The organism is Asticcacaulis aquihabitans (assembly GCF_032490435.1).
In the GTDB taxonomy this organism is placed as follows: Bacteria; Pseudomonadota; Alphaproteobacteria; order Caulobacterales; family Caulobacteraceae; genus Asticcacaulis.
The window spans coordinates 1-26,007 of record NZ_JAVGWM010000006.1; the positions used below are offsets into that span (position 1 = coordinate 1).

The window sequence follows — 26,007 nt, forward strand, 5'->3', positions numbered from 1 at the left end:
TTATCACCGGCAGCGGCTTCCGCCACCAGTGGACAACTTTAAGCCCGCTATCGAGGGAGGCGCTCATTTACCGAAACGCCGAATTCGTGTCAACCAATTTTCCGAGTTTTCCACAAGTCGTTTTCGACCGCCTGAACCCGGAACGACAGAGCCTTCAGGATTATCCAAACTGATAATCCGTCACCACTTCATCGGAATCGGAAGAAGCGCCATTTTAGCTCCAATTGGTTTCGGCTTCAAGCGTTAATTGAGTTTTAACCGACTCAAAATGACAAAACTTGGTGGTTCTGTCCGCCTTCGTCGCGAACCAGAAGGTGCGTAACAGCGAGGTGCGCTATCTATGGATAGGCACCCGGACACGCAAGCCCTAATTTCACAAAAATGACTCTTGTCCACATCTTGTGGGGGCGGTGCCGACAAGGTCTCGGCGCCTCAGCTCCCTAGCCCGCCGTTATATAGGCCTTGAGCGTCTGGGCCTCATGCTCGGTCGCCGCAATCTTAGCTTTCACAAGATCACCGATAGACACGATGCCCACCAAGCGATCGCCATCCATAACCGGCAGATGCCGAATACGCCTATCGGTCATGCGCCCAAGCAAGGCATCGACCGTTTCCCCAAGCAACGCGGAAAAGACTTCACGCGTCATGATATTGCTGACGGGCTGCCCCAATGCCTGGGCACCCGACGTGGCAATGGCCCTTATGATATCTCGTTCGGACACGATCCCAGCAACCCGGTCGTTGCCATCAGTCACGACAAATGCGCCAACCTTGCGCGTATATAGAAGTGCAGCGACCGACGACAAACTGTCATCGGGCGTGACTGTGTAAACTTCACGACCTTTGGCATTAAGCAACTGATTGATCAGCATCTACATCCCTCCCCGGGAAACGGCTGTATTCAGCCTGAGGGATGGAGGGTCACGCCGGAGCTGACAAAACGCAACTCATACTAGGTCTCGACGTTTCAATTTCTCGTGAAGAATCCGGGATGAAAGGCCTTCAGCCAATGACCGACGATCAATAGTCCGAACAGGTACCCGGCAATATGCGCCTGCCAGGCGATGGTGAGGTTACCGACACCGGGGATATAGGGCAGCAGCGCGGTCGCCAGATTCAACCCACACCAAACAAGGGCAGACATAATAACCCGCTGGTTCATTAAAGGGAGCACCCCGCCGCTTTCGCCACGCACCCCAACGATGCGGCTTGACGCGCCAATCAATGCATAAATCGCTCCAGACGCACCGACTACCGGCATATTCGAGCGCATGTTCAGCACGCAATACCCTAATCCCGCAGCGACACCACAGAGCAGGAAGAGAGCAAAAAACGACAGCGCCGCCCCTGCCCCCTTGCCGAAGGCACGGACAAGCGGCGTCGCAAAGATCAAGCAGGCAGACGCATTGAACAGAACGTGCGTCCAACTGCCGTGCAGGAATATATGCGTAAACAGCAGATCAAAATTGCCCTGGCGCAACAATATGGGCGTAAGGGCAAAGCTTTCCACCAGCAGGGCGTTTGCCTCGGGTCCTATCCATACCTGAAAAGCGTAAACGGCGATAATCAAGAGTGGCAGGATAATAACCATCAGCGGCGCATTGAAGGCGGGCTCATTAGCGGGCGGCAGCGCGTCGTCTGTCATATTCTGGGACTTGTCCTGATCGGGAACTGGTTCAATTTGGTTATATATGCCCGCGAATTTCCCCTTTTGACAGGGGGACCGCGGAACTCTTCGGCGAAAAAACCCTGTTAAATTGAATTAAGTGGGTCTGTTTCACAAAAATACACCTATTTTTTAAAGTTCTAGCCGACTGTGGCATCCAAATTGCTGGTCCCCCGCCGTGTCTGAGGCGTTCTGGCCACAGACCCTGGAGCGACACATGTCATTAACTAAAACTGTTGCGTTATTGAGCGTTGCTTGCCTGACCGCCATGTCCGGCACCGCGGGTGCCCAAAGCATGAGCGGCAGCGTTTCCCCTTACGAGACCGGCTACGGGCTGACCCGCAACCAGTTACAGAACCCTATCGATCCTTCGACACGCGACGCCAACGGCAATCGCGTCCTCATCGACGGTATGATGACCACCGGAACGGACAACAGCGTCTATTCCTATTCGAAGACCCTGGGCGTCGGCGACACCTATTCGGGCGCGGGCTCGCTCGGCGGCGCCACGGCTATCGGCAACAGCCTCTCGGTCGTCGTTCAAGGCAATTACAACACCGTCATCATCCATTCGACACAAACCAACAACGGCAACGTGACCGCCACGGCCAACGGTAGCACCGCAACCGGCGCCAAGGGCACGCTATCAACCGACTTAACCGGACAGGTGAACTTCTGATGACTACGCAACCCCGCAAACCGGCTTACAAGCGTCTCGCTTTGGGGCTCATCAGCGCCGCCGCCATGAGCGTCGCCCTGACCGGCTGCATGACCACACCAAGCGTCAACGCCACCGGCAATTACAAAAACCCCATCGGCGCCGCACCGGTCACCGCGAACGCAACGGCCTATTCGGATGCCCTGGTTTGCCTGGGCTCCTATGCCCGTAGCCACCGTCTTGCCTCCCCGCGTCTCGCGGTGGGCCGTATTTCGGACTATACCGGCAAGGTGTCACTGGAAGGTGGGCGAGAAATCACCCAAGGTGCTTCGCTCATGGCGATGACGGCCCTGGCCAAGGCCGGCGCACGTCAGGTCGAACGCTTTGACACCTCCGTCGGCGAGTTGGAACTGAAGTACGCCAACAACAAGCTCATCACCGATGCCCCACTGGCCAATCCGACCCAGCCGGCGGATTACCGCAAGATCATGGCCGGCCAAGTCGCCGGTTCGGACTTCTTCATCGTCGGCGGCATCACCGAACTGAACTACAATATCCGGTCATCGGGCGTCGATGCCTATGCAGGCGAAGTCAAAGACGCGGGCGTAAAGGGTCTGGCCTATGGCCGCACCTACGTCATGAACGTCGCGCTGGACTTGCGTCTGGTCGATACGCGGACGCTGGAAGTCGTTGACGTCATCTCCTATCAGAAGCAGATCGTCGGCAAGGAAGTTAAGGCCGGCGTATTCGACATTCTGAACGGCAATATCTTCGACATCTCGGGTGGCCAAGGCGCGCTTGAGCCCATGCAATTGGCTGTCCGCGCCATGATCGAGCGCGCGACATTGGAATTCATGGCTAACCTTTACGGCGCCTCGGGTCCAGAAGTCTGTCTCGATCCACAAAACGACTTTCTCTACAACGATACCCTGGGCACCACCGGTGGCCTGACCCCGGCTTACGATAACCTGGAGACGAACAATGCTGGTACGCGCGCTGACCCGGCCCGTTGGCAAAACATTGCTGGCGACAAGCACCGCAGTGCTGACACTGCTCGTAGCGACGGCCGCTACTAGTCAGACCCTGACGGACGGTGAAATCAATAACTCGCAGGACCAGCAAGGCGCGGTTACGGCCACTCAGACTCTGAACGTGGTGCAGAATGATGGCCTGACTCAGGCCGAAAGCTACGCCACGGGCAACGCCCTGCAAACGGGCAACAACGCCTATGACGCGACCGTCTATTCGTATCAGTTCGTTCGCGGCAACGTGACCGCCGAAGCGCATATCAACGGCACGAATACCGGCGCCGAGGATTTGTCACTCGGCACACCCGTATACGCGACGACCCAGGCCATTGGGAATTATGCGTCCGGCAACGCGCAGTCCGCTCATCTTACGGCGGATACGACCCAGAAATCGAGCGCCGCGCAAGTCGTCGCCACTACGGATATCCAGGCGCCGAACAACGCCATATATGTCAGTGGCGAAGGCAATGCCAACGTCGAGGTCAACCACACCGCTTACGAAGTCAGCAATGGACGTCTGGACTCGAAATCGTGGCAAACCTCAAGCAGCGATGCACACGCCAACGTATCGGCAACCGTGCATTACTCTCCTTCGCCCAATGCGTACAACGCATCGGCCACCAATAACTATTACGGCGCCTACAGCGGTGATCGCGGCTCCCAGGAGCACGACGTTACGCAAGACCAGACTGGCATGACGCAGGCGCGGTCCGAAGTCTACGCCGGAAACGTCTGGAACATGACGGCGACGGCACGGGCTGTCGGGAATACCGTCAATCTGGAAAACCAGGGCGGCTCGCTGGTCGTAACCAATACCCAAAGCCAACTCGGCGCTGTGCAATCCCAGGCCGTCGTCCAGGCCGACCAATACGGCGCGGCCTATGCTACGGCCCAAGGGATTGGCAATCAGATGGCCGCCGGCAATAACGATGTCTATCTGCGCGTCGACAATACCCAAATCTCGTCGGGCGGCGTGGACGTATCGGCAGCCTTCGATGGCAATGTTGGTTACGACGGCTATGTGACCGCCGAAGCCACCGGCAATCAGGCAGTCGCCTATGCCTGCTCCACCTGCCAGGCGGATATGGGTGTCAACAACACGCAGGTGAATAATTCCGACGTCAATGCGACAGCGACGGCAACCGTCGCGCGGGGACGGTCTATTGTTTCGACTGCCCGGGCTACCGGCAACAGCGCCACCTACTACGTCGGCAATTAACGCGCAGGCACACCCGACCCTGCCAATTTAAAAGCGCGTCATTTTCGGATGGCGCGCTTTTCCACGTCAGGTGCGCGGGCAACATGACATACGACAGGCCCGTTGCGATTTAATCTTATGTACCGGCAATATCGCGCGGAGGGGGGCGTTTCGTACAATTTCCCTTTATTCGGACATAAACTTAGGCCAGTCTCCCGGCGAATTACGGAGCGCCCCCTATGTTGATAAAGAAAACCCTGCTGTCCGCCTTTGTTATCGCGGCGCTCACCTCTACGGCGTTGACGCCGATATCGAGTTTCGCCGAAACACCTGCGATCTCGGCGGCGGTTAGCGGCCCCGTCATAGATATCTCCAAAGGCATCGACTTCGCCCAGAACCATTCTGACATAAAGGCCGATCCGGCGGTTCGCTTCGGCAAATTGCCCAATGGCATGACCTACATCATCCTGAAAAACACCACCCCGCCGGGCACGGCTTCCATGCGCCTCCGCATCAACGGCGGCTCCCTGATGGAAGACGATACGCAACAGGGTCTGGCGCATTTTCTCGAACATATGGCCTTCAACGGTTCCAAGAATGTTCCCGAAGGCGACATGATCAAGATCCTCGAACGCCACGGCCTGTCGTTCGGCGCAGACACCAACGCCCATACCGGATTTGGTGAAACTGTGTATGAGCTGGATTTGCCCAAGGTGGCCGACGACGATCTCGACACCGGTTTGATGTTGTTGCGCGAAACCGCCGGCAACCTTACCCTCGCTGACGACGCCATCGATCGCGAGCGAGGCGTTATCCTAGGCGAGGAGCGCGCCAGCGACAGCCCGGGTCGCCACGCCTATATGAAATGGGCCAAATCGGCCTTCGACGGTCAAAAATATGCCGTGCGTCTGCCGATCGGTTTGACCGATATTATCAAGAACGCCAAACGCGACCATTTCGTCGATTATTACAGGAATTTCTACCGGCCCGAACAGGCCACACTGGTTCTTGTTGGCGATTTCGACCCGACTGCCATGGAGGCGAAGATCAAGGCGAAGTTCAGCGATTGGACCGCCCCCGCCGCCCCTATTCGCGTTACAGATTTCGGCAACTACAAACCCAAGGGCGTCACATCGGACACCTATACCGAAAAGGGCCTTCGCGCCTCACTGTCACTGACCTGGAGCCAGCCGGCCAACAATAGTTACCAGACGAACGACAGCCAGACGCGAGATTTCCTGGACGGCCTGCGCACCTCCATCCTGAATGATCGCCTGGAACGCCTGGCCAAGATGCCCGATACGCCATTCGCCGGGGCATCAGTCGTTCATGACGACGTCGAACATACCGCGAAAGTCACCCAACTCGATATCACGCCCAAACCTGGCAAGGAAAAGGAAGCCTTTGTCGCGGCCTACACGACGGTGCGCCAGTTCGCCGAATTTGGCGCGGACCAGGCCGAACTCGATCGTGCCCTGGCGGATGTCGAATCCTATTTCAAGCAGGCGCTGCAAGGCGCAAATACCCGTAACAGCCGCAACCTGGCCGAATCGCTTGTCCAGACCGTCGCCGATGGGGATGTCTTCACCTCGCCGCAGCAGGACTGGGATTACTTCCAGAGCCTCAAGCCATCGGTCACCCTTGACCGCATCAACAGCGGAATCAAACCCCTATTTGCCGGTGACGGTCCGCTCTTGTGGCACACCGGCGAAACCCTGGGCAATCTCGACAAGCAAGCCTTCCTCGATACCTATAACGCCATTCAGGCTGCCAAACTTACCGCGGCAGAAACACGCGTCAACAAGCCGTGGCCCTATACGAATTTCGGCACCCCGGCCAAGGTCGTCAAGCGCGAGGTCATTCAGGACCTGGGCATAACCCAGCTGACCTACGCCAACGGCGTGCGCGCCACCATTAAGACAACGGATTTCAAGGCGGACGACATCAACGTCACCGTCCGGTTCGCCGGCGGCCTGTCGTCCCTATCGCCGTCATCAAAGCCACCTGTCTTTGCGGCGTCCGTGTCCGATCTGGCCGAAGGCGGTCTTGGGAAGCTGACCGCATCCGAATTGAAAGACAGCCTAACCGGCAAGATTTACAGCGTTGGCCTGGGTATCGGCGAAGACGCCACCAGCTTGTCGGGCGGAACCAACAAGACGGATTTCGCCACGGAGATGGAGCTCTTGATGGCCTTCACCACCGATGCGGCCTACAACGCGGATGCCCTGGAGCGGTTAAAATCGCTTATCCCGGACTACTACCGCTCGCTCAATTCGACGCCTGGCGGCGTTTTCCAGATGAACGGCAACGCCGTCCTGCACAACAACGATCCACGCTTTGTCATGCCGACGCAGGAGCAGTTGATGGCCACGACCAATGATCAGGTCAAGGCGTTGATCGACCATCAGCTCAAGACCGGTCCGATTGAAATAACGATCGTCGGCGACATCAGCGAGGCCGAGGCCGAAGCCCAGATCGCCCGCACGTTTGGCACCCTGGCCAAACGGGGCGAAAAACCGGTCATTCCCGCTGACGCGCTGAAGGTCAGCTTCCCAACCACCAATCTCAATCCCGTTTTCGAACACCAGGGTCGCGCGGACCAGGACTTGAGCTATATTGCATGGCCGGGCGCCGATTTTACGTCGGACACCCGCCGCGCCCGCGCCCTGTCGGTGCTAGCGGAGGTCATGTCCTTGCGCCTTATCGATGTGGTGCGCGAAAAGAAGGGCATCAGCTACAGCCCCTATGCCAGCAACACCTACTCCCAGACCTTCCCCGGGTATGGATACCTGTCCGTCACAGCCCAGGTGAAGCCGGAAGACGATCAGGTCTTCTATGATGCCGTGACCGAGATTGTCGCTGACCTCAAAGCCCACCCGATATCTGACGACGAACTGCTGCGCGCCCAAAAACCGTTGCTGGACCGGATGGATACCGACCTGAAAACCAACACCTACTGGTTTGGCGCCCTGCCCGGCTCAGCCACCGACCCGCGCAAGCTCGATTATATCCGTACGCGCCGGGACCAGTACAAGGCGGTCACGGTCGCTGACATACAGCGCCTGGCCAACCAGTATCTAGATATGAAAAAGGCGGTGCGCATTACCGTAAAGCCGGCGGCCGCTGCCAAAGGGGCAACGGCGACACAATAAACCCGCCGACAAACAAAACCCAAAGACAAAAACCCCCGCCGAATGACCGGCGGGGGTTTTCAGTTTGTGCGCACTTTTATTCTGATTTGTTTTGGCTACTGCACGAAACCGCCAACGCCGCCATCGAAGCTCATCACCGTCGTACTCGAGGTGCTGCGAGCCGCGGCGACTTGACGCTGCTTGGTGATGGTTTCGGTACGGGTCAGGGTGAGGATCTTTATACCGACGCCAAAACGGCGCAGCAGCGAACGCTCATTGCACTGACGTTGCGGCGTCTGCGGACGACAGGTCAGTTCGCCGCCTTCGAACCAAAGGGCATCGCCCTTGGCACAGGTCATGTTCTTGCCGCCGTCGAAGTTGATCTTTTGACCGTCATAGTCGGCATAGGTCCATTGCATATGGGTCCCGGCGATGCAGCGATAAACCTCGCCACGGTAGCTGTTGGCGATATCGCGGCCATTGAAAACCTGGGAGGCCGGGTGCGGAACGCCCGTATCGTCGATGCACGACGCCTGAATGATGGTTTGACGGGTGAAGCTCTGGGTTTCGTTGTAGGCCTCGAACGCGGAAGATTCGTCGGTTACGACGTTCAGCGAGCCGGCGGCCTGCGGATAGCCCGGCGTCTGCGACCAGTTGCCGTAGCCACCGCCATAATAGGTGCCGCCCGCCGACGCAGAGCCGGACGCGGAGGCGCGTACATTAACGTTGACATTCACGTTGGTCTTGCCACCCCCGTTGTGACCGCCACAACCACCACCACCGCAGGGCGGATTTGGATTGGTGGGCGGGGTCGGCGGTGCAGGCGGCGCACAACCGCTGTTGCAGGCCATCGCCTCACCGGCCACGGCCATCACACCGACGCCCAACAGGACCGCGATGAATTTCGTAAAGACTGCGCGCATTGAAACATTTCCTATGGCTATTTTGGCCTTGTCGGCATTTCTAGCCGTCTGACAAGCAAGAAGCATACCGCAGCAAACTTGCCTTTTGATTAAACCGAGCCCGTCCACACCCCAAATAAGACGTGGACAAAAGCCAAACCGACACATTTGCGGCAAAGATCTTGCGTCTGACCGGGGCAAAGGAGACCACCGTGCCCCATTCCAGCACAGTTTCATTCTTAAGCTACTGGCGCGGCCTGCAGGCCAGCCCAGAAAAAGCGCCCGCACGTGAGCTGTTTGATCCGGCGCGCCTGAAAAGCCTTGTGCCGCAGATGATGATGATCTCAGGCACCGACGCCGGCCACCGGTTTCGCCTCTCAGGCGGCTTTTTGCGCGCCCTGCATGGCTATGAGCTGAAAGACACCTCCTTTCTGTCGCTTTTTCGACCGCCTTTCGTCGATACGATCGGCGCCGCCTTGGCGCTTGGCCGCCGCCGAGAACAGCCGGTCCTGTTGACCCTGACCGCACCGTGGAAGACGGACGCGCCTGAGCTACCTCCCGAAGACGCTGACCTGTTCCAGAATGAGACGGTGACCTTCGAAATTTTGCTTTGTCCCATGATGAACCGTTACGGCAAGGTTGATCGCATGGTTGGGCTGTATCAGACCCTCAGCGCGGCGCCGAAAAACCCCAAAGGCTGGCTTGGCCGCTATACGCTCATTTCCTCCAAGCTTTACGAACCCGACCGCAACGTCAAGGCGGCGCATCTGCGTCTGGTTTCCGATGGCGGCAGACGCATTGCTTGATTCTTTATAACTCAGGCGCGATGGTAGCTTCCTACTGCCAGGGAGATTGCGCATGTCGAAAGAAAAGAAGTCACACGAAGACAAGAAAAAGGCTGCGGAGGCCCGCCTGGAAACCTTGCAGGTCGCCCTTGTCGACACCCAGATATGGACGCTGGCGAACGGCAAGAAGGTCTGTATCCTGTTCGAAGGCCGCGACGCAGCCGGCAAGGACGGCGCGATCAAGCGTCTGACCGAATGCCTCTCCGTACGCAACACCCATATTGTTGCCCTGCCCAAACCGACCGACTTCGATCGCGGGGCGTGGTGGTTTCAGCGCTACGTCAATCATTTGCCGTCTACCGGTGAATGGATCGTCTATAACCGGTCATGGTATAATCGCGCGGGCGTCGAAAAGGTTATGGGATTTTCGACACCGGAGGCGCAGGAAACCTTCATCCACGATGTGCCAGACTTCGAAAGCATGATCGTACGCAGCGGCATTACACTCATTAAGCTGTGGCTCGATATCTCCCGCGAGGAACAAAAAGCGCGCCTTGACGACCGCCGCGCAGACCCACGCAAAAAGCTGAAAGTGAGCGATCTCGATCAGGTCGCTCAGGATCGATGGGACGACTATTCGGCCGCCCGCGACGACATGCTGCGCCGGTCGCATCATGAACATGGTCCCTGGATGTGCGTCGCCACCGATTCTAAGGTCAAGGCGCGCGAAAACATCATTCGCCACGTTCTTCACATCGTGAACTGTCCCCATGTCGCCAGCACGATCGACGCACCGGATCCCGATATCCTCTTCTCCTATTCAGAAGTTATCGAAGGGCGTAAAATTCTCGAAAAATAGCGCCCCGCCACCGCGTGCGGAACATCTATAGAACATGAAAATTAGTGAGAAATAAAAGGTTAAAGTAACTTTTTGTTGACCCTAATTTGTCACGGTTTCGGGACTGTTCCGGCGGCAAAAGTGCCGTCGTTACTGAACAAAAGGTTCAGGTCATGTTACCGCACGCGTCGCAAGCCGCACATGTCGATTCCGTTCCGCCGCCCGCGTCGAAACGCGCCACGCTAAAAGAATGCGGCGAGTGCACACTGTGCTGCAAGGTTTACGACATTCCCGATCTGGAAAAAAAGGCGGGCAAGACCTGCCACCACACGCGCCCCGAAGGCGGCTGCGGCGTCTGGGGGCTTCACCCGAACATCTGCCAGGAATTCAAGTGCCTGTGGCTGAAACATGACGACATGAACGGCATCTGGCGCCCGGATCATGCCGGGTTCGTTCTGCGTCTGGAGCCCAACGGCACGACCCTGGCCGTCGATGTCGATCACGACCGTCCCGATGCCTGGCGCCAGCCGCACTATTACGACCAATTGAAAATCTGGTCGGAAGTCATGCCGAAGAATGAAGGCCTGGTGCTGGTTTACGCGCCGGAAGGCGTTTATGTCATCACGCCGACGGAAGACCTGTTCCTGAAAGCGCCCAAGCGCGGTGATATTCTCGAAACTGGCATGGAAGACAGCCTGTTCGGCCGTCGTCCGTTCGCCCGCATCATTCCCGCCAATCAAGCGCGCAAGGACCGTTCACAACTCGTCAAGCGCCGCGCCTGAAACCAGAGTGAGCAGAGAGTTCGTCCTCAAAGAGGTCGCTCATTTTGCTCTAGTTTCTTGATTATGCATCATGTTCTGCTCCAAAAACAGCCGCCATTTTTGATGGGATGCTCTGGACAATCGATGCTGTGCGGTTCATCAACGGCGCATGACGACACATGCCCCTGCTCCCCTGCCTGACGCCACAAAACGTAACTGGGTCGATAGGTACGCGCCTGCGGCCTTGCAACCCTGGTTGAAACTGGGGCGACTGGATCGTCCTATCGGGATCTGGCTTCTCTTCCTGCCCGGCGCGATGGGACTGGCCTTTGCCATCGCGCATCCGTTTTTTACGGACACATCCGGTGGTCAATCGCACGTCCTGGCGCCCGCCGACGTCCTGCAATACAAATTTCCCTGGCTGAAGCTGATCCTGTTCGCCGTCGGCTCGGTCCTGATGCGAGCAGCCGGCTGCGCCTTCAACGATTTCGTCGATCGGGACTTCGACGCCCGGGTGGAACGGACGCGCGGGCGTCCCATTCCGTCCGGCCAGATCAGTCCGAAGCAAGCCCTGGCCTTCACTGCCGGCTGTTCGCTGATCAGTTTTCTCATTCTGATTCAGTTGGGCTGGTTGGCGATTTGGCTGGGCGTTGGATCACTGGCTCTTGTCGCGGCCTACCCGTTCATGAAGCGGATCACCTGGTGGCCTCAGGCTTGGCTGGGCTTGACCTTCAACTGGGGCTTCCTGATGGGCTACGCAACCATCACCGATACCCTGACCTGGGCCGCGCTTGTCTTCTACGCCGGGCTCGTTTTCTGGACGATAGGCTACGATACGATCTACGCGCTTCAGGACATAGAAGACGATGCCATGATCGGCGTCAAATCATCGGCGCGGGCGCTCGGAAAAAATACCGTCAACGGCGTCAGCCTGTTCTATGGTCTGGCCGCGGTACTAACCGGTACAGGCGCCTACCTCGCTGACCTGCCCGCGCTCTTTTTCGGTGGACTTTTACTGGTAACCGCGCATCTATTCTGGCAGGTGGTCCGGCTGCGACTCGATGATAATGAACTGGCTCTGAAGCTGTTCAAATCCAATCGCACCACCGGTCTTCTGTGGGTTATCAGTTTGTTGGCCGTGCATTTCACCAGCCTGTTTTAGGGCGCTTTTTGACTATGGTTTTGGGGATGACATGACAAACGAGTCGCTCCGCCGCACAGTGACCGCCTTGGCGCTGACAGCGCTGGCTGGCCTGACTGCCTGTCATAAGAAACCCAAGGACGAACAACCGGCAGCCAGCAACGCCCCGCCCGTCGTAGCTGCGCCACTCGCCTTCGCTCGGGCCGATACGGATGCCCAGGTCACGCTGACCCTGCCCGACCCGATCAAGCTTTATCCGGACCTGCATTCGCGTCTATATAATGAAGGCCAGTCCGCCTTGACCGCCTTCATGGACCAGGCGCACAAGGACCGCGCTCAGAACAGTGCTGACGGCATTATCGAGCCCGGCTATTCGCACAGCATCAACTGGAAAATTTCCGCCCAAAGCCCGCGCTTCGTCTCACTCTATGCCGAAGAAAGCATCTATCAAGGCGGCGCCCATCCCAACACTACCTTCCAGGCCCTGCTGTGGGACAAGACGGCGCATGACCTCATCCCAACGGCCCAGCTGTTCGCCGGCGGCGCGGACCTCAAGCCCGTGAACGCCTATGTCTGCCGGCAGATCGAGGCCGCACGGTCAAAACGCGCCCGCGAACCGGTCACCCAGGCCGCCACAGGCATGCCCTGTCCGAAACTGGCCGAAAGTCATTTAATCCTTGTACCCTCGACCCTAGCCGGCAAGATCGGTGCGATCGACGCCCTATATGCCCCCGACGATGTTGCCCCCTACGCGGAAGGGCCCTACGAAATCCGTATCCCGGCCAACCAGTTGCAGGGGCTAATCGCGCCAGATTTCGCCGATCAGTTCGGCGGGGATCCCGTCAAGGATGTCGTCCTGACCGATCCGACAGCATAATGCCCGAAGATATCCAGGCTGACCACCGGGCGTTCATCCGCCGACAGACCCGCCCCTTGCCGGTCCCATCTCTGCCCTCGATCACCCTATTTCAGGCCGATGAAGTGACCCCTCTATGGCTGATGACCGAAGCGGACATGGCGCGCGACCATTTGACACCGCCGTTTTGGGCCTTTGCCTGGTCCGGCGGTCAGGCGCTTGGCCGCTATGTGCTCGAAAATCCGCACATTGTACGGGGTAAACGGGTGCTCGATATCGCGTCCGGCTCCGGCCTTGTCGGCATCGCCGCCGTGCAGGCTGGCGCCGCGAGCGTGCTGTGCAATGATATAGATCCGTATGCCGAGGCGGCCGTGGCGCTGAACGCCGAGCAAAATGGCGTCTGCCTGGCCTTTACCGGCCGCGACCTTCTTGATGGCGGCGTGCCTGAAGTGGATGTGATTCTGGCGGGTGATATCTGTTATGAAAAAGGCATGACCGACGCCATGCTGTCATATTTTCGCCGTGCGGCAGGTCACAACATCGACGTCTATATCGGTGACCCGCACCGCAGCTATTTTCCGACATCGGGACTCAGCAAGTTGGCGGACTACGATATTCTGACGAATGCCGATATTGAAGACGCCGCCGTAAAGCCGGCCAGCGTCTGGAAACTGGAGACCTGACCCGATGCCCACACATCACAAGATCGACTATATCGAATTCCCCGCTGGCGATCTGTCCCCCCTGAAGGACTTCTACAGTAAGGTTTTCGGCTGGAATTTCATCGATTATGGGCCTCAATACGCCGCATTGGCGGATGCCGGTATCGATGGCGGCTTTGAATCCGACACAGCTGAGGCTTCCGCCAAGCCACTTGTCATCCTATATAGTGACGACCTGGAAGCGTCGCTGGCGGCGGTCGAGGGGCAAGGCGCGCCCATCGTTAAGCCGATCTTCGCCTTTCCAGGTGGGCGGCGTTTCCATTTCCGGGACCCGTCGGGCAATGAATTGGCGGTTTGGTCGGACAAGCAGGGGTAGATGCGCGGTCTTGGTCTTGTGTCATTGATGACAATCCTGTGTGCGGCAGGCCTGTGCGCGGCGGGCTTTCCCGCCGCGGCTAAACTTGCGATCAAGCCCTTGACCCCGAAACAGCAGTTCGAGGAATTGGCCGATAAGGCAAAGACCGGTGACAGTCAGGCACAATATGATCTGGGCCTTGCCTACCGCGACGGCCGTTTCGACCAGAAGCCGGATGGCGAAAAGGCCGCCGAATGGATCGAAAAAGCCGCCGAAGGCGGTAGTGCCGGCGCACAATATGATATTGCCGAGATGTATCGCACCGGACGCGGGGTCAAAGCGGATTCCCAGCAAGCCTTGGCCTGGTACGTAAAGGCTGCAGATCAGGGCCGGGCTGAGGCTATGCTACGCGTCTGCACCGCATATACCCAGGATGACAAAATTCCGGTCGATTGGACCCGGGCATTTAAGTATTGCAAGCCTGCTGCTGCCGCCGGAAGCGTGAATGCGCAATACGCGCTGGGGCTGGCCTATGCGGACGGTCTGGGTACGGCGCCGGATACGGCTTTGGCGATGCAAAACCTCAAGATGGCTGCTGATCAGGGACATGCCGGCGCGCTTAAGGAACTCGGCCAGATCTATATGATGGGCGATCTCGCACCACAAAACTACGCCGAATCCCTGAACCTGTTCAAGAAAGCGGCTCGTCGCGGTGACCGCGATGCCATCCGGCTTATGGCGCATCAATATGCCGACGGCCTCGGCACGCCAATCGATACCGGACGCGCCGCGCGATTGTACCGGATTCTGGCGCGCGATGATGACGGTCCGGCCAGCGACTGGTTGAAGGCCCACCCCGACGCGCCCGCCGATCCGGAAATCCTCGATCTGGAAAAACTACCGCGCGACGTCATTTTCTATGCGACCGAAACCAACGACCCGCGTTTTCAAACTCTTGATATACATGGATATTTCGATCAACTGAGCGTTACCGCCTATCCGGCCGACGCGCAGAATGACGGCGTCAGCGGAGACGCCACGGCGGAATGCCGGTTTATGCCGTCCGGCGACTTTGACGACTGCGTTCTGACCAAGGAAAGCCCCAGGAATTACGGCTTCGGCGCCTCCTTGATGCGGATCATGGACCGGTTGGGCAGTTCCGGGAACAAGACAGACTGGGCGCGGCGTTTCGACGGCAAGGTCTTGCGCGTCAGCATGAAGTGGAAGATCAAATAGGCCGGTCGGCTTCAGCAATGGCGCTGAAATCCGGATGGAACCGGCCGGGAGCGTAGCCGAAATCCCGCGTCGCCGCACTGTGGTCAAACCACAGATCGACATTCATGCGCAATGCCATATGTACATTGCGCTTCAGCCGGCGGGGCCTGACGAGATTCAGCCCCAGAAAGCCAAGACGCCAGAGAATTTCCGGCAAGGCCACAATCACCGGCGCCCGTCCCATGGCTTCGAAAATGCGCCGCACCATGTCGGCATAGCTGAGGTCTTCGCCGCCGCTCAGATTATAGGCGGTGTTGTAGGCCGGTCGCGCCGTCAGCGCCTGCATGGCGGCCTGCGCCAGCTCGCGCGCATGGACGGGCTGGCGCAAGCCGCTGGCCAGACCACAGACCGGGAAAAAGCCCAGCTTACGAATGGTGTCGGCAATCCGGCTGACATTTTCATCGGCTCCTTCGTCATAGATCAGGGTCGGCCGCAGGATGGTCCACGCCACGCCGCGCGCCTGACAGAACGTGCTGACCGTCTGTTCACCGGCCGCCAGCCTGGCCACAACATCGCGTTCCGCAGGTTCGGCAGATGTCGCCTTGGTCAATCGGCTGGTCGAAGAAAAGGCAATCAGCCGCTTCATGCCAAGATCGACGAGTCGTTCCAACAAGGCATCGGTAATCAGCCAGATCGGCGCGCAAACAATGACAGCGGGAAAGCGGCAATCCGGGCTAAACGCCTCAGGCCGCTCGGTGTCGAGGATCAGACCTTGTCCGGCGACCGGCTGGCGCGACGTATAGCTCACCGACGCCTCCGGCCAGCCCGCACGGGCGATAGCTTCCGGCATGCGACGCCCGATCAGGGTTCGCGCTCCAATGACCAGCAATCCTTTATTGTCAGTGGTCACATCAAGCTCCAAGGCGAATCTGGCCAGTGTGACGTGCCTGCACGCACTTTTCAATGGCCTGCCAGGGTATTCACCCAAAGCCTTTCATCCAGGGGCAGACGCACGCCGCGACGGTTAGCCCCATTGCCTTGCCTGACGTTCCGGCCTATGTCGGACGCGCAAAAAGGAAGACCCATGGCCTACAAATCGCTGCGTGAATTTATCGACAAACTGGAAGCCGCCGGCGAACTGGTCCGCGTCAAAACGCCGGTATCAACCCATCTGGAAATGACCGAAATCCAGTTGCGTCTGCTGGCGGAACGCGGTCCGGCAGTGTTGTTCGAAAACGTCACCCTGGAAGATGGCACGCCCTCGCCCATGCCTGTGCTTGTCAACCTGTTCGGCAATGTCAAACGTGTCGCCATGGGGGTCACCCTGGAAGGCAAGGAACGCACAACAGGTGCGGAGCTGCGCGAAGTTGGCGAGCTTCTGGCCTTCCTGCGCCAACCGGAACCACCGCGCGGCCTGAAGGACGCGTTCGACATGCTGCCCTTGGCGAAGACCGTGATGGGCATGCGGCCCAAGACGATAAAAAACGCCCCGGTTCAGGAGATTGTCCTGACCGGCGACGATATCGACCTGACGCGCCTGCCGATCCAGGGCTGCTGGCCGGGTGAACCGGCCCCACTCATCACCTGGCCGCTGATCGTCACCAAGGGGCCGTCGGAATCCCGCGAAGACGACTATAATCTCGGCATCTATCGCATGCAGGTCTTGGGCAAGGACCGCACCATCATGCGCTGGCTGGCCCATCGCGGGGGGGCGCAGCATCATCGGCGCTGGAAAGCGGAGGGCAAGCGCGAACCATTACCCGCCGCCGCCGTGCTGGGCGCCGATCCCGGCCTGATCCTCGCTGCCGTCACGCCCGTACCCGACACCCTGTCCGAATACCAGTTCGCCGGCCTGCTGCGTGGGCAAAAGGCTGAACTGGTCGCGGCCAAGACCGTGCCGCTGATGGTACCCGCCCATGCGGAAATCGTGCTGGAAGGCCATGTCCTGCTCGACGATTATGCCGATGAAGGCCCCTATGGCGACCATACGGGCTATTACAACAGCGTCGAAAAATTCCCGATCTTCAAGATCTCCGCAATTACGATGCGTCGGCAGCCGATCTACCTGTCCACCTTTACCGGCCGGCCGCCCGATGAGCCCAGCGTCCTGGGCGAAGCCTTGAACGAGGTGTTCATTCCTCTGATTCAGCAGCAGTTTCCGGAAATCGTCGATTTCTGGTTGCCGCCGGAAGGGTGCAGCTACCGTATCGCCGTCATTTCGATGAAGAAGGCCTATCCGGGCCACGCCAAGCGGGTGATGATGGGCGCTTGGTCGTATCTGCGCCAGTTCATGTACACCAAATGGATTATCGTCGTTGATGACGATATCAACGCTCGCGACTGGAAAGACGTGATGTGGGCGCTATCAACCCGCATGGATCCGGCCCGCGACATCACACTGGTTGAAAACACGCCGATCGACTATCTCGACTTCGCGTCGCCGGAATCGGGCCTGGGCTCCAAGATCGGGCTCGACGCCACCAACAAGTGGGTGCCGGAAACCCACCGCGAATGGGGCGAAAAGCTCTATATGGCGCAGGACATCATCGACCGTGTTTCGGCCAAATGGGAAGAGATGGGCCTCCCCGGTTCCGGCAAGACCATCTGGAAATGATCAGATAAAGGCCTGCATGGCGTCCGGCATATGCGGAGCCGGACGTGCCGGCGGCGCATCTGCGCGCAGATCGAGATATAGTGCCATGGCCGCCTTCAGCGCGCGGGCGATGTCGACGGCGTCATAGGCAGCATGCACCGCCTGCAAACGCCCGGCTTCTGGCACCTGTTCGATGCGCCGGACACCGCGTTGCAACCGGCCGGCACGCCGCATCAGCATCGGCCCCAGCACACGTTCCTGCAAAAAGGCCAGCATGCCTATGGCCTCGAACAATTCTCCGCGATGCAGTTTGGTGGCGCCATAATGCAGCCACGTCCAGACACGGTCCTCGAACCATTGGGCGTCGGCTTCCGGCCAGACGATTTCGGCCCTGTCCAGCGTGGCTGTAACAGCGGCCTCGTCCCGCGCCCACAGGATGGCCGGCCGTTCGACCATATGGGTCAGGTCGGACAGGCGGACAAATTTCAGATCGACATGGAGTAGCATCGGGCCATAGAGGCAGATCAGCAGGCGCGGCTCGCCGACATGTTCGCCGGTAAAGGCCGTTATCAGTTCCCCCAGGCTTGCGGCAAAGGTCTGGCGCGCCGCCATCACCGCCTCATATTCGGCGTCGGCGACGATGATGACAAGGTCGAGATCGGAATGGATGTCGAATCCGCCCCAGATCAGCGAGCCCGCGCCGAGCACGGCGTCGATACGGACGCCGCCTTTGATGGTATCGAGAATACTATCAAGCTGGGTGTTATGCGGGTCAGGCAGGGTCATATCGATAGTGCTAGCAACGCAATGTAACTTTGGCAAATCGGCGAAATGATCGATTACGAAATATTTTGCGTGAATATGATTTTTAATGACGGATTTTCCGCTTCGGCCTGTTAAATGCAAATATCGGAGGGAAACATATCATGTCGCGCATTCGTAACCTGCTGCTCACCGCCGCCCTGCTGCCGCTGGCCGGTGCGTCTATGACCGGTGCCTCTCTGGCCGAAACACCGGCCCGCCATTTGGAAAAACTTGACCGCGGCACGGTCGCCGTCAAAGGCGCCGACGGCGTGTTGGTCAGTTGGCGCATACTCGCCGACGATGCCGATGGCACGGCCTTCAATCTCTACCGTGACGGCAAGAAGGTGAATGGCAAGCCCATTGCCGGTGTCAGCAACTATCTCGACAGGACGGGTACCCCCGCATCGACCTATACGGTCAGGACCATCGTCAAGGGCAAGGAAAGCACGCCGTCCCCTGTCGCAAAGGTGTGGGCCGACGGCTACTTGTCTATCCCGCTCGACATCCCCACGGGCGGCGTAACCCCGGACGGCGCGCCCTACACCTATACAGCCAACGACGCCACTGTCGGCGATCTCGACGGCGACGGACGTTATGAGATCATATTGAAGTGGGAGCCGACCAACGCCCACGACAACAGCCAGGGCGGCTATACGGGCCGTGTCTATTTCGATGCCTATACCCTGGAAGGCAAGCGCCTGTGGCGGATCAATATGGGGCCTAACATCCGTGCGGGCGCCCACTATTCGCAATTCCAGGTCGCCGACTATGACGGCGACGGCAAGGCGGAAATGATCGTGAAAACGGCCGACGGGACGATCGATGGTCTAGGCAAGGTCGTCGGCGACGCCAAGGCCAACTGGGTGTCGAGCGGCGGCGAACTGGAACAGGGCGATCGCACCGGCTCGGTGAAAACCGCCGATGGCAAGCTGATGGCACAATTGCAGGGACGCATTCTGCAAGGCCCGGAATATCTCAGCGTCTTCAACGGCCAGACCGGCGCCGTAATGGACACGGTCCCCTATTGGCCCAGCCGCGTGCCGGAAGGCAACAATCCCACGCCGGACCGTATGAAGGAAGTCTGGGGCGACGGCTACGGCAACCGCTCCGAACGCTATCTGGCTGGCACGGCGTGGCTCGACGGCGTGCATCCTTCCGCGGTCATGGCGCGGGGCTATTATGGCCGCACAACCCTGGCCGCCTATGATTTCCGCAACGGTAAGCTGACGCGCCGTTGGACCTTCGATTCGACGGCGCCCGGCATGCGTGATGGCTATAGCGGCCAAGGCAACCATCAGCTCAGCATCGCCGATGTCGATGCGGACGGTAAGGATGAGGTCATCTACGGCTCAATGGCTGTAGATGACGACGGAATCCCGTTATGGACGGCTAAGCTGTTTCATGGCGACGCCATGCATGTCGGCGATCTTGACCCCACGCGTCCCGGTCTGGAAAAGTTCGGCGTCCATGAGGATATGAAGCGCAATGGCTATATCGGTTCGGCCCTGCTCGACGCCCGCACCGGTGAAGTCATCTGGAAAAAAGCCGCAGAAAAAGATACGGGCCGCGGCCTGTCCGCCGATATCGACCCGCGCTATCCGGGTGACGAAGTATGGGGCAGCAATTCGCCGCAACTCTTCAACATCAAAGGGGAAGCTATTGCCGAGCGTGCGCCCCGCCAGACCAATTTCGCCATCTGGTGGGATGGTGACCTGCTGCGCGAACTGCTTGACGGTAATACAATTTCCAAGTGGGACTGGACGACGTCACAGACCCGCCCGCTTCTGGTCGCCGAAGGCATGATGTCGAATAATGGCACCAAGTCTACGCCAACCTTATCGGCGGATATCCTGGGCGACTGGCGCGAGGAGGTCATATTGCGTAGCGCCGACAGTAGCGAACTGCGCGTCTATTCGACGCCAATTCCGACGACCTACGGATTTGTCACCTTAATGCAGGATCCACAGTACCGCGCATCGATCACTTGGCAGAATACAGCCTATAACCAGCCCCCGCATACCGGGTTCTACCTTGGTGAGGGCATGAAAACGCCGAAAAAGCCGAATATCGTCATCGGCAACTAGTCGTCAGCCCGCTTTCAGCGCCGACTCGATGCGCGCGGCTTCGGTCATGAGATAAGGAATAACCTGTTCGGCAGGCAAAGGCTTGCTGAACAGGTAGCCTTGTATGTAGCGCGCCCTTACCTGGGCCAGCTTGTTCATTTCCGCCTGGGTTTCGACGCCCTCGATAACGCAATCAAGATTAAGATTCCGGCACAAGTCGATGATCGTCTTGATAATTTTCAAGGCTGATCCATGCTGTAGAAGCTGGACGACAAAGCTGCGATCAATCTTGATCTTGTCCACAGGCAACCTGTGGATATAGCTAAAGGACGAATAGCCAGACCCGAAATCATCCACCGCGATGCGGCAGCCCATGGCCTTGAGCCGCGCCAACGCCTCGCAGGCCTGCTCGAAATCGGTCAGCATGGCGGTTTCGGTGATTTCAAATTCGATGCGACGCGGGTCGATGCCGGACTGTCGCACCGTATTGCAGATATTGGCGATGGATATCCCGGAGCGCAGATCCCGCGCCGATAGATTAAATGACACACGGGTGCCTTCGGGCCATCCCCGCACCACGGTCAGCGATTTTTCCAACAACAGAAGCGTGATTTCGGTAATCAGGCCAGACCGCTCGGCCGCCTTGATGAAAATATCCGGACGAACGCTGCCCAGTTTGGCCGAATTCCAGCGCGCCAGGGCTTCGAAGCTGATGGTGCGGTTTTCGACCACATCGACCTGCGGCTGGAACATGATCGACAATTCGGCTTCGAGATCGCTGGAGCGCAAAGCCTGGTCAACCTGGCTGAAATCGCGCATCTCGGCTTCATGCTTTTCAGTAAAAACGACCGGTGCACCGCGCAGGTTCTGCTTGGCGAAATAAAGGGCGTAGTCGGCGCGTTCCAGCAATTGCGAGGCGGTCAATTGCGCGGAATCGCAACAGACAAAGCCGACGCTGCCGGAAATGTTGGCGGTGACGCTGCCCAGGAAATAGGTGTCGCGCAAGGCATCGCAGACCTGGCGGCCAAAAGTATCCAACGCCGCCTTGTCCACGTCTCCGTTGAGGATAATGGCGAATTCATCCCCTCCCATTCTCGCGACGAACGCCTGTTCCCCGCAAACCTGGCGCAGTCGGCTACCGACTTCGATCAGCAGCGTATCCCCGACGCTGTGGCCGTAGATGTCGTTTATCGGCTTGAAGCCGTCGAGGTCGATAAGCGCCAGATGAAACGAGGCCTCGCCTTCTGATACCCGTCGCAGAGCCGTCTCAATGACACGGAAAAAGCTGCGCCGGTTGGGCAGGCCCGTCAGGACGTCGCTATCGGCCATGGACTGGGCCTCTGCGCGAAGATTTTCCGCTCGGACACGCGATTCTACCGCCCTGAATAAGGTCTGACGCACGACCATGGCAAGGATCACGGCTGTGGGAATCATGACGGCGGTCATGGCGCTGTTTTCAAACGACAGGAATCCTTGGTGCGTCAAGGCCATAGTCGCCACGGTAACAAGAGTGACGACAATGCTGGGAATGATGACGCGTAGCGAAATGCCGGTCATCGCGAACATCAGGGTCAGGAATATGAAATATACCAGACGCTTAGGATCATAGTGCAATGCCTGGAACGCCACCGGATTTGTGAACAGAAACAGATTGACCGCCAGGCTGGCCACGTTGAGTTGGTAGACCTTTTGTGCCCGCTTCAGGTAGATGAAGTGAAAATAGAAGCTGATTAAGACGGTTGCCGCCGAAAGGGTAAACATCAACCATAAGGCCGCTCCCGTCTCAGTCAGGAAACGGTTGGCCGTGACGACGCTGTAATAGATGCCGATGATCAGGCAAAAGCTCGAAACGATCGGCTTCATGGCCGCGACTTCCTCGGCCTGGCTCAGGCCGATGGCCTCGGCTCGCGAGATATGTTTCTGATGCAGCCAGCGTTTGGGCGTCAGAAGTCGCGATAGAAACGTAATGGCAGACGGCATCCCGGACAGTTTCTCGTTTTCAGAACGGCCGGCATGGCCCCCATTTACCGCACACCCTAAGCGAGACACCTAAAAAAACCGCTAACCCCCAAACGCAGGCGCAATAAGTCACATGGCCGCGCGCCTCTCGACGCGGAATTGTCACAAACGAGACTTGCCTGAGACAAGGTGCCGGCCTATAGATTCTTCATGTTGCAAACGCGAAACGATACCGACACCGCCCAGCGCGACGCCCAGATGCAGCGCCTGGAAGACCTTTTATCCGCTGCGCGAAAGGCGGGCGCCGATGCCGCCGAAGCCGTGTTCGCAGAAAGTCGTTCCCTGTCGGTCGGCGTGCGCAAGGGCGAAGTCGAAACCGTAGAGCGCGACGAAACGTTCGACCTGGGTTTGCGCGTCTTTGTCGGCCGCAAACAGGCGGTGGTATCGGTCTCGGAATTTTCCAAACCCACCCTGGATCGCCTGGTCGAACGCGCCGTGATCATGGCGGGCCTGGCCCCCGACGATCCCTATGCCAGCCTGGCGGATCCAACCCTGCTCTTCAAAGGGCCGGAAACACCGCTCGACCTCTATGACGATACCTATCTGAGCGCCGAAAGCCTGCAACAGCGCGCCTTGGACATAGAATCGGGCGGATTGGCAGCCGGAAGCGAGGCGCTCCAGAGTGATGCCGCCAGCGCCGGTTATGTCCAGAATATGTGGTCCATGCTGACCTCGGATGGCTTTGGCGGGGGGCATAGGACCAGCCTGTTTTTCCAGTCCGGCCGTTTCATCGCCACCGATCCCGCTGGCAATATGGAACGTGACGGCGAAGGCCGCTCTGTCCGCCACGCGGCCGACTTGCCCGATGTCGCCGAGATGGGACGCGTTGCCGCCGAACGCGCCTTGGCGGCGCTTGGCGCTCGCAAGCTCGCCAGCCAGAAAACCACGGTCATTTTCGACAACCGCATCAGCAAATCGTTGGTCAGCCAGTTTCTGGGCGCTATTTCCGGACCGGCCATCGCGCGCGGCTCCAGCTTCCTGAAAGACAAGCTGGGTCAGCAACTGTTCGACAGCGCGGTGCAGATTGTCGATGATCCGTTGCGGGTACGCGGCCTCGGCTCCTGCCTGTTCGATGACGAAGGGGTTGCGGTCACCCGCCGCGCGCTTATTGAAAACGGCGTACTTACCGGATGGCTGCTCAACACCGCTGCCGGCAGGCAACTGGGCATGCCATCGACAGGCCACGCCTCGCGCGGTCTGGCCAGCGCGCCCGGCGTTTCGACCCACAACGTTACCCTTGGCGCCGGTGCGCAATCCATCGACAGCCTGATGCGCGACGCAGGCAACGGAGTCATTGTCACCTCGATGTTTGGCCCAAGCCTTAACTCCGATACCGGCGACTGGTCAGCCGGGGCATCGGGCTTCTGGTTCGAAAACGGCGTCATCGCCTACCCGGTCAATGAAATTACCGTTGCTGGCAACTTGATCGACATGTTCCGCCGTCTTGTGCCCGCCAGCGACCTCGAAATCCGCGGCACGGTCGATGCACCAAGCGTCCTCATCGAAGCCATGAGCGTCGGGGGCAAGTGATGCGCGATGAGCAAGCGACCGACCTCGAACTGATCGTCGACAAGGTTCGCCGCGCCGGCGCCCTGGCTCAGCACCTGAAAGCGAACGGCCTGATCACGCGCTACAAGTCCGACGGGTCCATCGTCACCAATGCCGACACTGAGGTCAATCGCTGGCTGAAGGAAGCGCTTCTGGCTGCCCGCCCCGATTACGGCTGGCAGAGTGAAGAAGAAGCCGATAATGCCGAGCGCCTGACGTCCTTACGCACCTTTGTGCTAGACCCGATCGACGGCACGATGGGCCTGTCCAAAGGCAGCCCATACTGGACCATAGCCCTGGCCGTGATCGAGGCGAATCAGCCCGTCGCCGCCGTGGTCTACGCACCCGATTCGCACGAAATGTATTCTGCAGCCTTTGGCGAAGGTGCCTGGCTGAATGGCGAGATAATTCATGCCAGCCAGCGCGCGGAACTGGAAGACGCCGAAGTTCTGGGCGACTCCCGTCTGTTCGGAAAAGACATATGGCCCCAGCCGTGGCCGCGGCTTAGCGTCCATTCCCGCCCATCGGTCGCCTACCGTATGGTCCGAGTCGCTGCCGGCAAGGCCGATTTCACCCTGGCCCTGACCCCGAAACGCGACTGGGACGTGGCGGCCGCCACTTTGATCGCCCAGGAGGCCGGCGCCGTCGTTTCGGACCATTTAGGCAATCCTTACGGATTCAATGCTATAGACAGCCTCAAGCCCAGCCTGATATGCGCCGGCGCGCCCTTGTTCGACCAGATCATCGAGCGTTGTGCCCATCTGGCCACCCTCTAAGAGTAAAAAGACATGAGCGACAAACAACTTCTTCATATCGTCATCGGCGGCGAACTGACCGACCTGACCGGCACCACTTTCAAGGATCTGAAAAAGATCGAATTCGTTGGTGCCTACGCCAATAATGCCGAGGCGGTACTGGCCTGGCGCGCCAAGGCGCAATCGACGGTGGACAATGCCTTGATGCGTTACTTCGTCATTCATGCGCACAAGCTGATCGATCCGTCGACAGCAGGCGAATAAGACAAAAGCCGGCGTTACCGCCGGCTTTTTTATTCCCGTCTCAACAGCTTGTCCGTCAAAAGCGTGCCCCACCAGCTCGCCTTGAAATCGGATTTTATTCGATCGGGGTCGTAGTCCGGCCCTTGCGTCCAGTCCCAGAAGCTTATGCCTTTGGGTTCGATGTCACGCAGATAAACTTCGAATAGGTAATCAAGCACGCCGGTGTGACCGGCTTTCATGTGCAGGGTGCGCAGGCCCAATTCTTTGGCCGCCTCGCGAATCGGGTCGCCAAGGTGGAAATGCCGGTAAAGCACGCTCATCATTCCCGCACGATCTGCACCGGACTTGCAATGGAGCAGGGCCGGATATTGGATACGCTCGAACAGGGTCTTCGCCGCCTGGAGTTCCTGCGCCGTGGGCAGACTGCGCGAGGTCAATCCGAAGTCCTCAAGGGTGAGCCCCAGTTTTTCGCAGGCGTGCTTTTCAAGATAATAGAATGACCCCTTGCCGCCGCGCAGGTTGATAACTGTCTTGACGCCCTGCTTCTTCCACCACGCCAGTTGGAACGGCCACGGCTGATTCGTCCGCACCATGTCCGGACCGATCCAGTGCGCATTGGTGAAGCCAAGCCGCAAATAGGCATGGTCAGCCCACAGGTAGTGCAGGTAGGTGGTAAACAGCCCCCACGCGGTATCCGTTGGAAACGGCTTCTTGTGTTCTTTTTTCGGGAGCAGTTTCAATTTGAACCTCTGGCGCGGAATCGCCTCGCCATTAACACATAAATGC

Annotated in this window: 24 protein-coding genes; 17 read left to right on the forward strand and 7 right to left on the reverse strand. The window is 58.7% G+C overall.

What is annotated here, in order from left to right; genetic code table 11:
- Window positions 1–440 precede the first annotated feature (440 nt).
- Both RCJ00_RS19035 and RCJ00_RS19040 read right to left on the reverse strand, forming a co-directional pair.
- A complete protein-coding gene (locus RCJ00_RS19035) occupies window positions 441–872 on the reverse strand; it encodes a CBS domain-containing protein (protein WP_316223923.1) in 432 nt (143 codons plus the stop codon).
- A 95-nt stretch (window positions 873–967) separates the two neighbouring features.
- Window positions 968–1,645: a rhomboid family intramembrane serine protease gene (locus tag RCJ00_RS19040; RefSeq protein WP_316223924.1), complete on the reverse strand. Its 678-nt coding sequence runs from the start codon at window positions 1,643–1,645 to the stop codon at window positions 968–970.
- A 238-nt stretch (window positions 1,646–1,883) separates the two neighbouring features.
- On the opposite strand from RCJ00_RS19040, the gene hfaA reads away from it, so the two are divergent.
- From hfaA to RCJ00_RS19060, 4 genes are all read left to right on the forward strand, one after another.
- Entirely contained in the window at window positions 1,884–2,345 is a 462-nt protein-coding gene (hfaA, locus tag RCJ00_RS19045) for a holdfast anchoring protein HfaA (RefSeq protein WP_031239220.1), read from the forward strand.
- Window positions 2,345–3,400 carry a holdfast anchoring protein HfaB gene (hfaB, locus tag RCJ00_RS19050; RefSeq protein WP_316223927.1) on the forward strand — a complete coding sequence of 352 codons (1,056 nt, stop codon included), beginning with the start codon at window positions 2,345–2,347 and terminating at the stop codon, window positions 3,398–3,400. The genes hfaA and hfaB overlap by 1 nt, the downstream gene beginning before the upstream one ends.
- Complete coding sequence (hfaD, locus tag RCJ00_RS19055) at window positions 3,306–4,571, forward strand: holdfast anchor protein HfaD (protein WP_316223928.1); 1,266 nt, start codon at window positions 3,306–3,308, stop codon at window positions 4,569–4,571. Before hfaB ends, hfaD begins: the two co-directional genes overlap by 95 nt.
- A gap of 218 nt (window positions 4,572–4,789) precedes the next feature.
- Entirely contained in the window at window positions 4,790–7,702 is a 2,913-nt protein-coding gene (locus RCJ00_RS19060; RefSeq protein WP_316223929.1) for a M16 family metallopeptidase, read from the forward strand.
- A gap of 95 nt (window positions 7,703–7,797) precedes the next feature.
- Here RCJ00_RS19060 and RCJ00_RS19065 read toward each other — a convergent pair whose 3' ends face one another.
- Window positions 7,798–8,604: a hypothetical protein gene (locus RCJ00_RS19065; RefSeq protein WP_316223930.1), complete on the reverse strand. Its 807-nt coding sequence runs from the start codon at window positions 8,602–8,604 to the stop codon at window positions 7,798–7,800.
- 191 nt (window positions 8,605–8,795) lie between these two features.
- Between RCJ00_RS19065 and RCJ00_RS19070 the strand changes: the two genes are divergently transcribed.
- The 8 genes from RCJ00_RS19070 to RCJ00_RS19105 all read left to right on the forward strand — a co-directional run bounded on the left by RCJ00_RS19070 (window position 8,796) and on the right by RCJ00_RS19105 (window position 15,217).
- Window positions 8,796–9,389 (forward strand): PAS domain-containing protein, encoded by a 594-nt coding sequence (locus RCJ00_RS19070; protein ID WP_316223931.1) that lies wholly within the window; start codon window positions 8,796–8,798, stop codon window positions 9,387–9,389.
- A gap of 52 nt (window positions 9,390–9,441) precedes the next feature.
- The gene (gene ppk2 / locus RCJ00_RS19075; RefSeq protein WP_316223932.1) at window positions 9,442–10,227 is read left to right on the forward strand and encodes a polyphosphate kinase 2; all 786 of its coding nucleotides are present in this window, start codon (window positions 9,442–9,444) and stop codon (window positions 10,225–10,227) included.
- A gap of 152 nt (window positions 10,228–10,379) precedes the next feature.
- On the forward strand, window positions 10,380–10,988 hold the full coding sequence (locus RCJ00_RS19080) for a hypothetical protein (protein ID WP_316223933.1): 609 nt from the start codon (window positions 10,380–10,382) through the stop codon (window positions 10,986–10,988).
- 148 nt (window positions 10,989–11,136) lie between these two features.
- A complete protein-coding gene (gene ubiA / locus RCJ00_RS19085) occupies window positions 11,137–12,129 on the forward strand; it encodes a 4-hydroxybenzoate octaprenyltransferase (protein WP_316223934.1) in 993 nt (330 codons plus the stop codon).
- 31 nt (window positions 12,130–12,160) lie between these two features.
- Window positions 12,161–12,985 (forward strand): PdaC/RsiV family protein, encoded by an 825-nt coding sequence (locus RCJ00_RS19090; RefSeq protein ID WP_316223936.1) that lies wholly within the window; start codon window positions 12,161–12,163, stop codon window positions 12,983–12,985.
- Entirely contained in the window at window positions 12,985–13,647 is a 663-nt protein-coding gene (locus tag RCJ00_RS19095) for a class I SAM-dependent methyltransferase (protein ID WP_316223937.1), read from the forward strand. Before RCJ00_RS19090 ends, RCJ00_RS19095 begins: the two co-directional genes overlap by 1 nt.
- Window positions 13,648–13,651: 4 nt before the next feature.
- Window positions 13,652–14,002 (forward strand): VOC family protein, encoded by a 351-nt coding sequence (locus RCJ00_RS19100; RefSeq protein ID WP_316223938.1) that lies wholly within the window; start codon window positions 13,652–13,654, stop codon window positions 14,000–14,002.
- Window positions 14,003–14,029: 27 nt separating this feature from the next.
- Window positions 14,030–15,217: a tetratricopeptide repeat protein gene (locus RCJ00_RS19105; RefSeq protein ID WP_316223940.1), complete on the forward strand. Its 1,188-nt coding sequence runs from the start codon at window positions 14,030–14,032 to the stop codon at window positions 15,215–15,217.
- On the opposite strand, the gene RCJ00_RS19110 is transcribed toward RCJ00_RS19105, so the two are convergent.
- Entirely contained in the window at window positions 15,210–16,106 is an 897-nt protein-coding gene (locus RCJ00_RS19110) for an NAD-dependent epimerase/dehydratase family protein (RefSeq protein WP_316223942.1), read from the reverse strand. The two genes, RCJ00_RS19105 and RCJ00_RS19110, sit on opposite strands and share 8 nt — an antisense overlap.
- A gap of 174 nt (window positions 16,107–16,280) precedes the next feature.
- Between RCJ00_RS19110 and RCJ00_RS19115 the strand changes: the two genes are divergently transcribed.
- Entirely contained in the window at window positions 16,281–17,810 is a 1,530-nt protein-coding gene (locus RCJ00_RS19115; protein WP_316223943.1) for a UbiD family decarboxylase, read from the forward strand.
- Here RCJ00_RS19115 and RCJ00_RS19120 read toward each other — a convergent pair whose 3' ends face one another.
- Window positions 17,811–18,575 carry a hypothetical protein gene (locus RCJ00_RS19120; RefSeq protein WP_316223944.1) on the reverse strand — a complete coding sequence of 255 codons (765 nt, stop codon included), beginning with the start codon at window positions 18,573–18,575 and terminating at the stop codon, window positions 17,811–17,813.
- 140 nt (window positions 18,576–18,715) lie between these two features.
- On the opposite strand from RCJ00_RS19120, the gene RCJ00_RS19125 reads away from it, so the two are divergent.
- Window positions 18,716–20,677 carry a rhamnogalacturonan lyase gene (locus RCJ00_RS19125; protein ID WP_316223945.1) on the forward strand — a complete coding sequence of 654 codons (1,962 nt, stop codon included), beginning with the start codon at window positions 18,716–18,718 and terminating at the stop codon, window positions 20,675–20,677.
- 3 nt (window positions 20,678–20,680) lie between these two features.
- On the opposite strand, the gene RCJ00_RS19130 is transcribed toward RCJ00_RS19125, so the two are convergent.
- On the reverse strand, window positions 20,681–22,636 hold the full coding sequence (locus RCJ00_RS19130) for a putative bifunctional diguanylate cyclase/phosphodiesterase (protein WP_316223946.1): 1,956 nt from the start codon (window positions 22,634–22,636) through the stop codon (window positions 20,681–20,683).
- A gap of 189 nt (window positions 22,637–22,825) precedes the next feature.
- Here RCJ00_RS19130 and RCJ00_RS19135 point away from each other — a divergent pair, with 189 nt between their 5' ends.
- Genes RCJ00_RS19135 through RCJ00_RS19145 form a run of 3 tightly spaced genes read left to right on the forward strand, consistent with a single transcriptional unit; the run spans window position 22,826 to window position 25,242 of the window.
- Entirely contained in the window at window positions 22,826–24,205 is a 1,380-nt protein-coding gene (locus RCJ00_RS19135) for a TldD/PmbA family protein (protein WP_316223947.1), read from the forward strand.
- Window positions 24,205–24,999 carry an inositol monophosphatase family protein gene (locus RCJ00_RS19140; protein ID WP_316223948.1) on the forward strand — a complete coding sequence of 265 codons (795 nt, stop codon included), beginning with the start codon at window positions 24,205–24,207 and terminating at the stop codon, window positions 24,997–24,999. The genes RCJ00_RS19135 and RCJ00_RS19140 overlap by 1 nt, the downstream gene beginning before the upstream one ends.
- Before the next feature lie 12 nt (window positions 25,000–25,011).
- Window positions 25,012–25,242: a DUF4170 domain-containing protein gene (locus RCJ00_RS19145; protein ID WP_023459302.1), complete on the forward strand. Its 231-nt coding sequence runs from the start codon at window positions 25,012–25,014 to the stop codon at window positions 25,240–25,242.
- 29 nt (window positions 25,243–25,271) lie between these two features.
- Here RCJ00_RS19145 and RCJ00_RS19150 read toward each other — a convergent pair whose 3' ends face one another.
- Window positions 25,272–25,961 carry a fused DSP-PTPase phosphatase/NAD kinase-like protein gene (locus RCJ00_RS19150; protein ID WP_316223949.1) on the reverse strand — a complete coding sequence of 230 codons (690 nt, stop codon included), beginning with the start codon at window positions 25,959–25,961 and terminating at the stop codon, window positions 25,272–25,274.
- Between the last annotated feature and the right edge of the window lie 46 nt (window positions 25,962–26,007).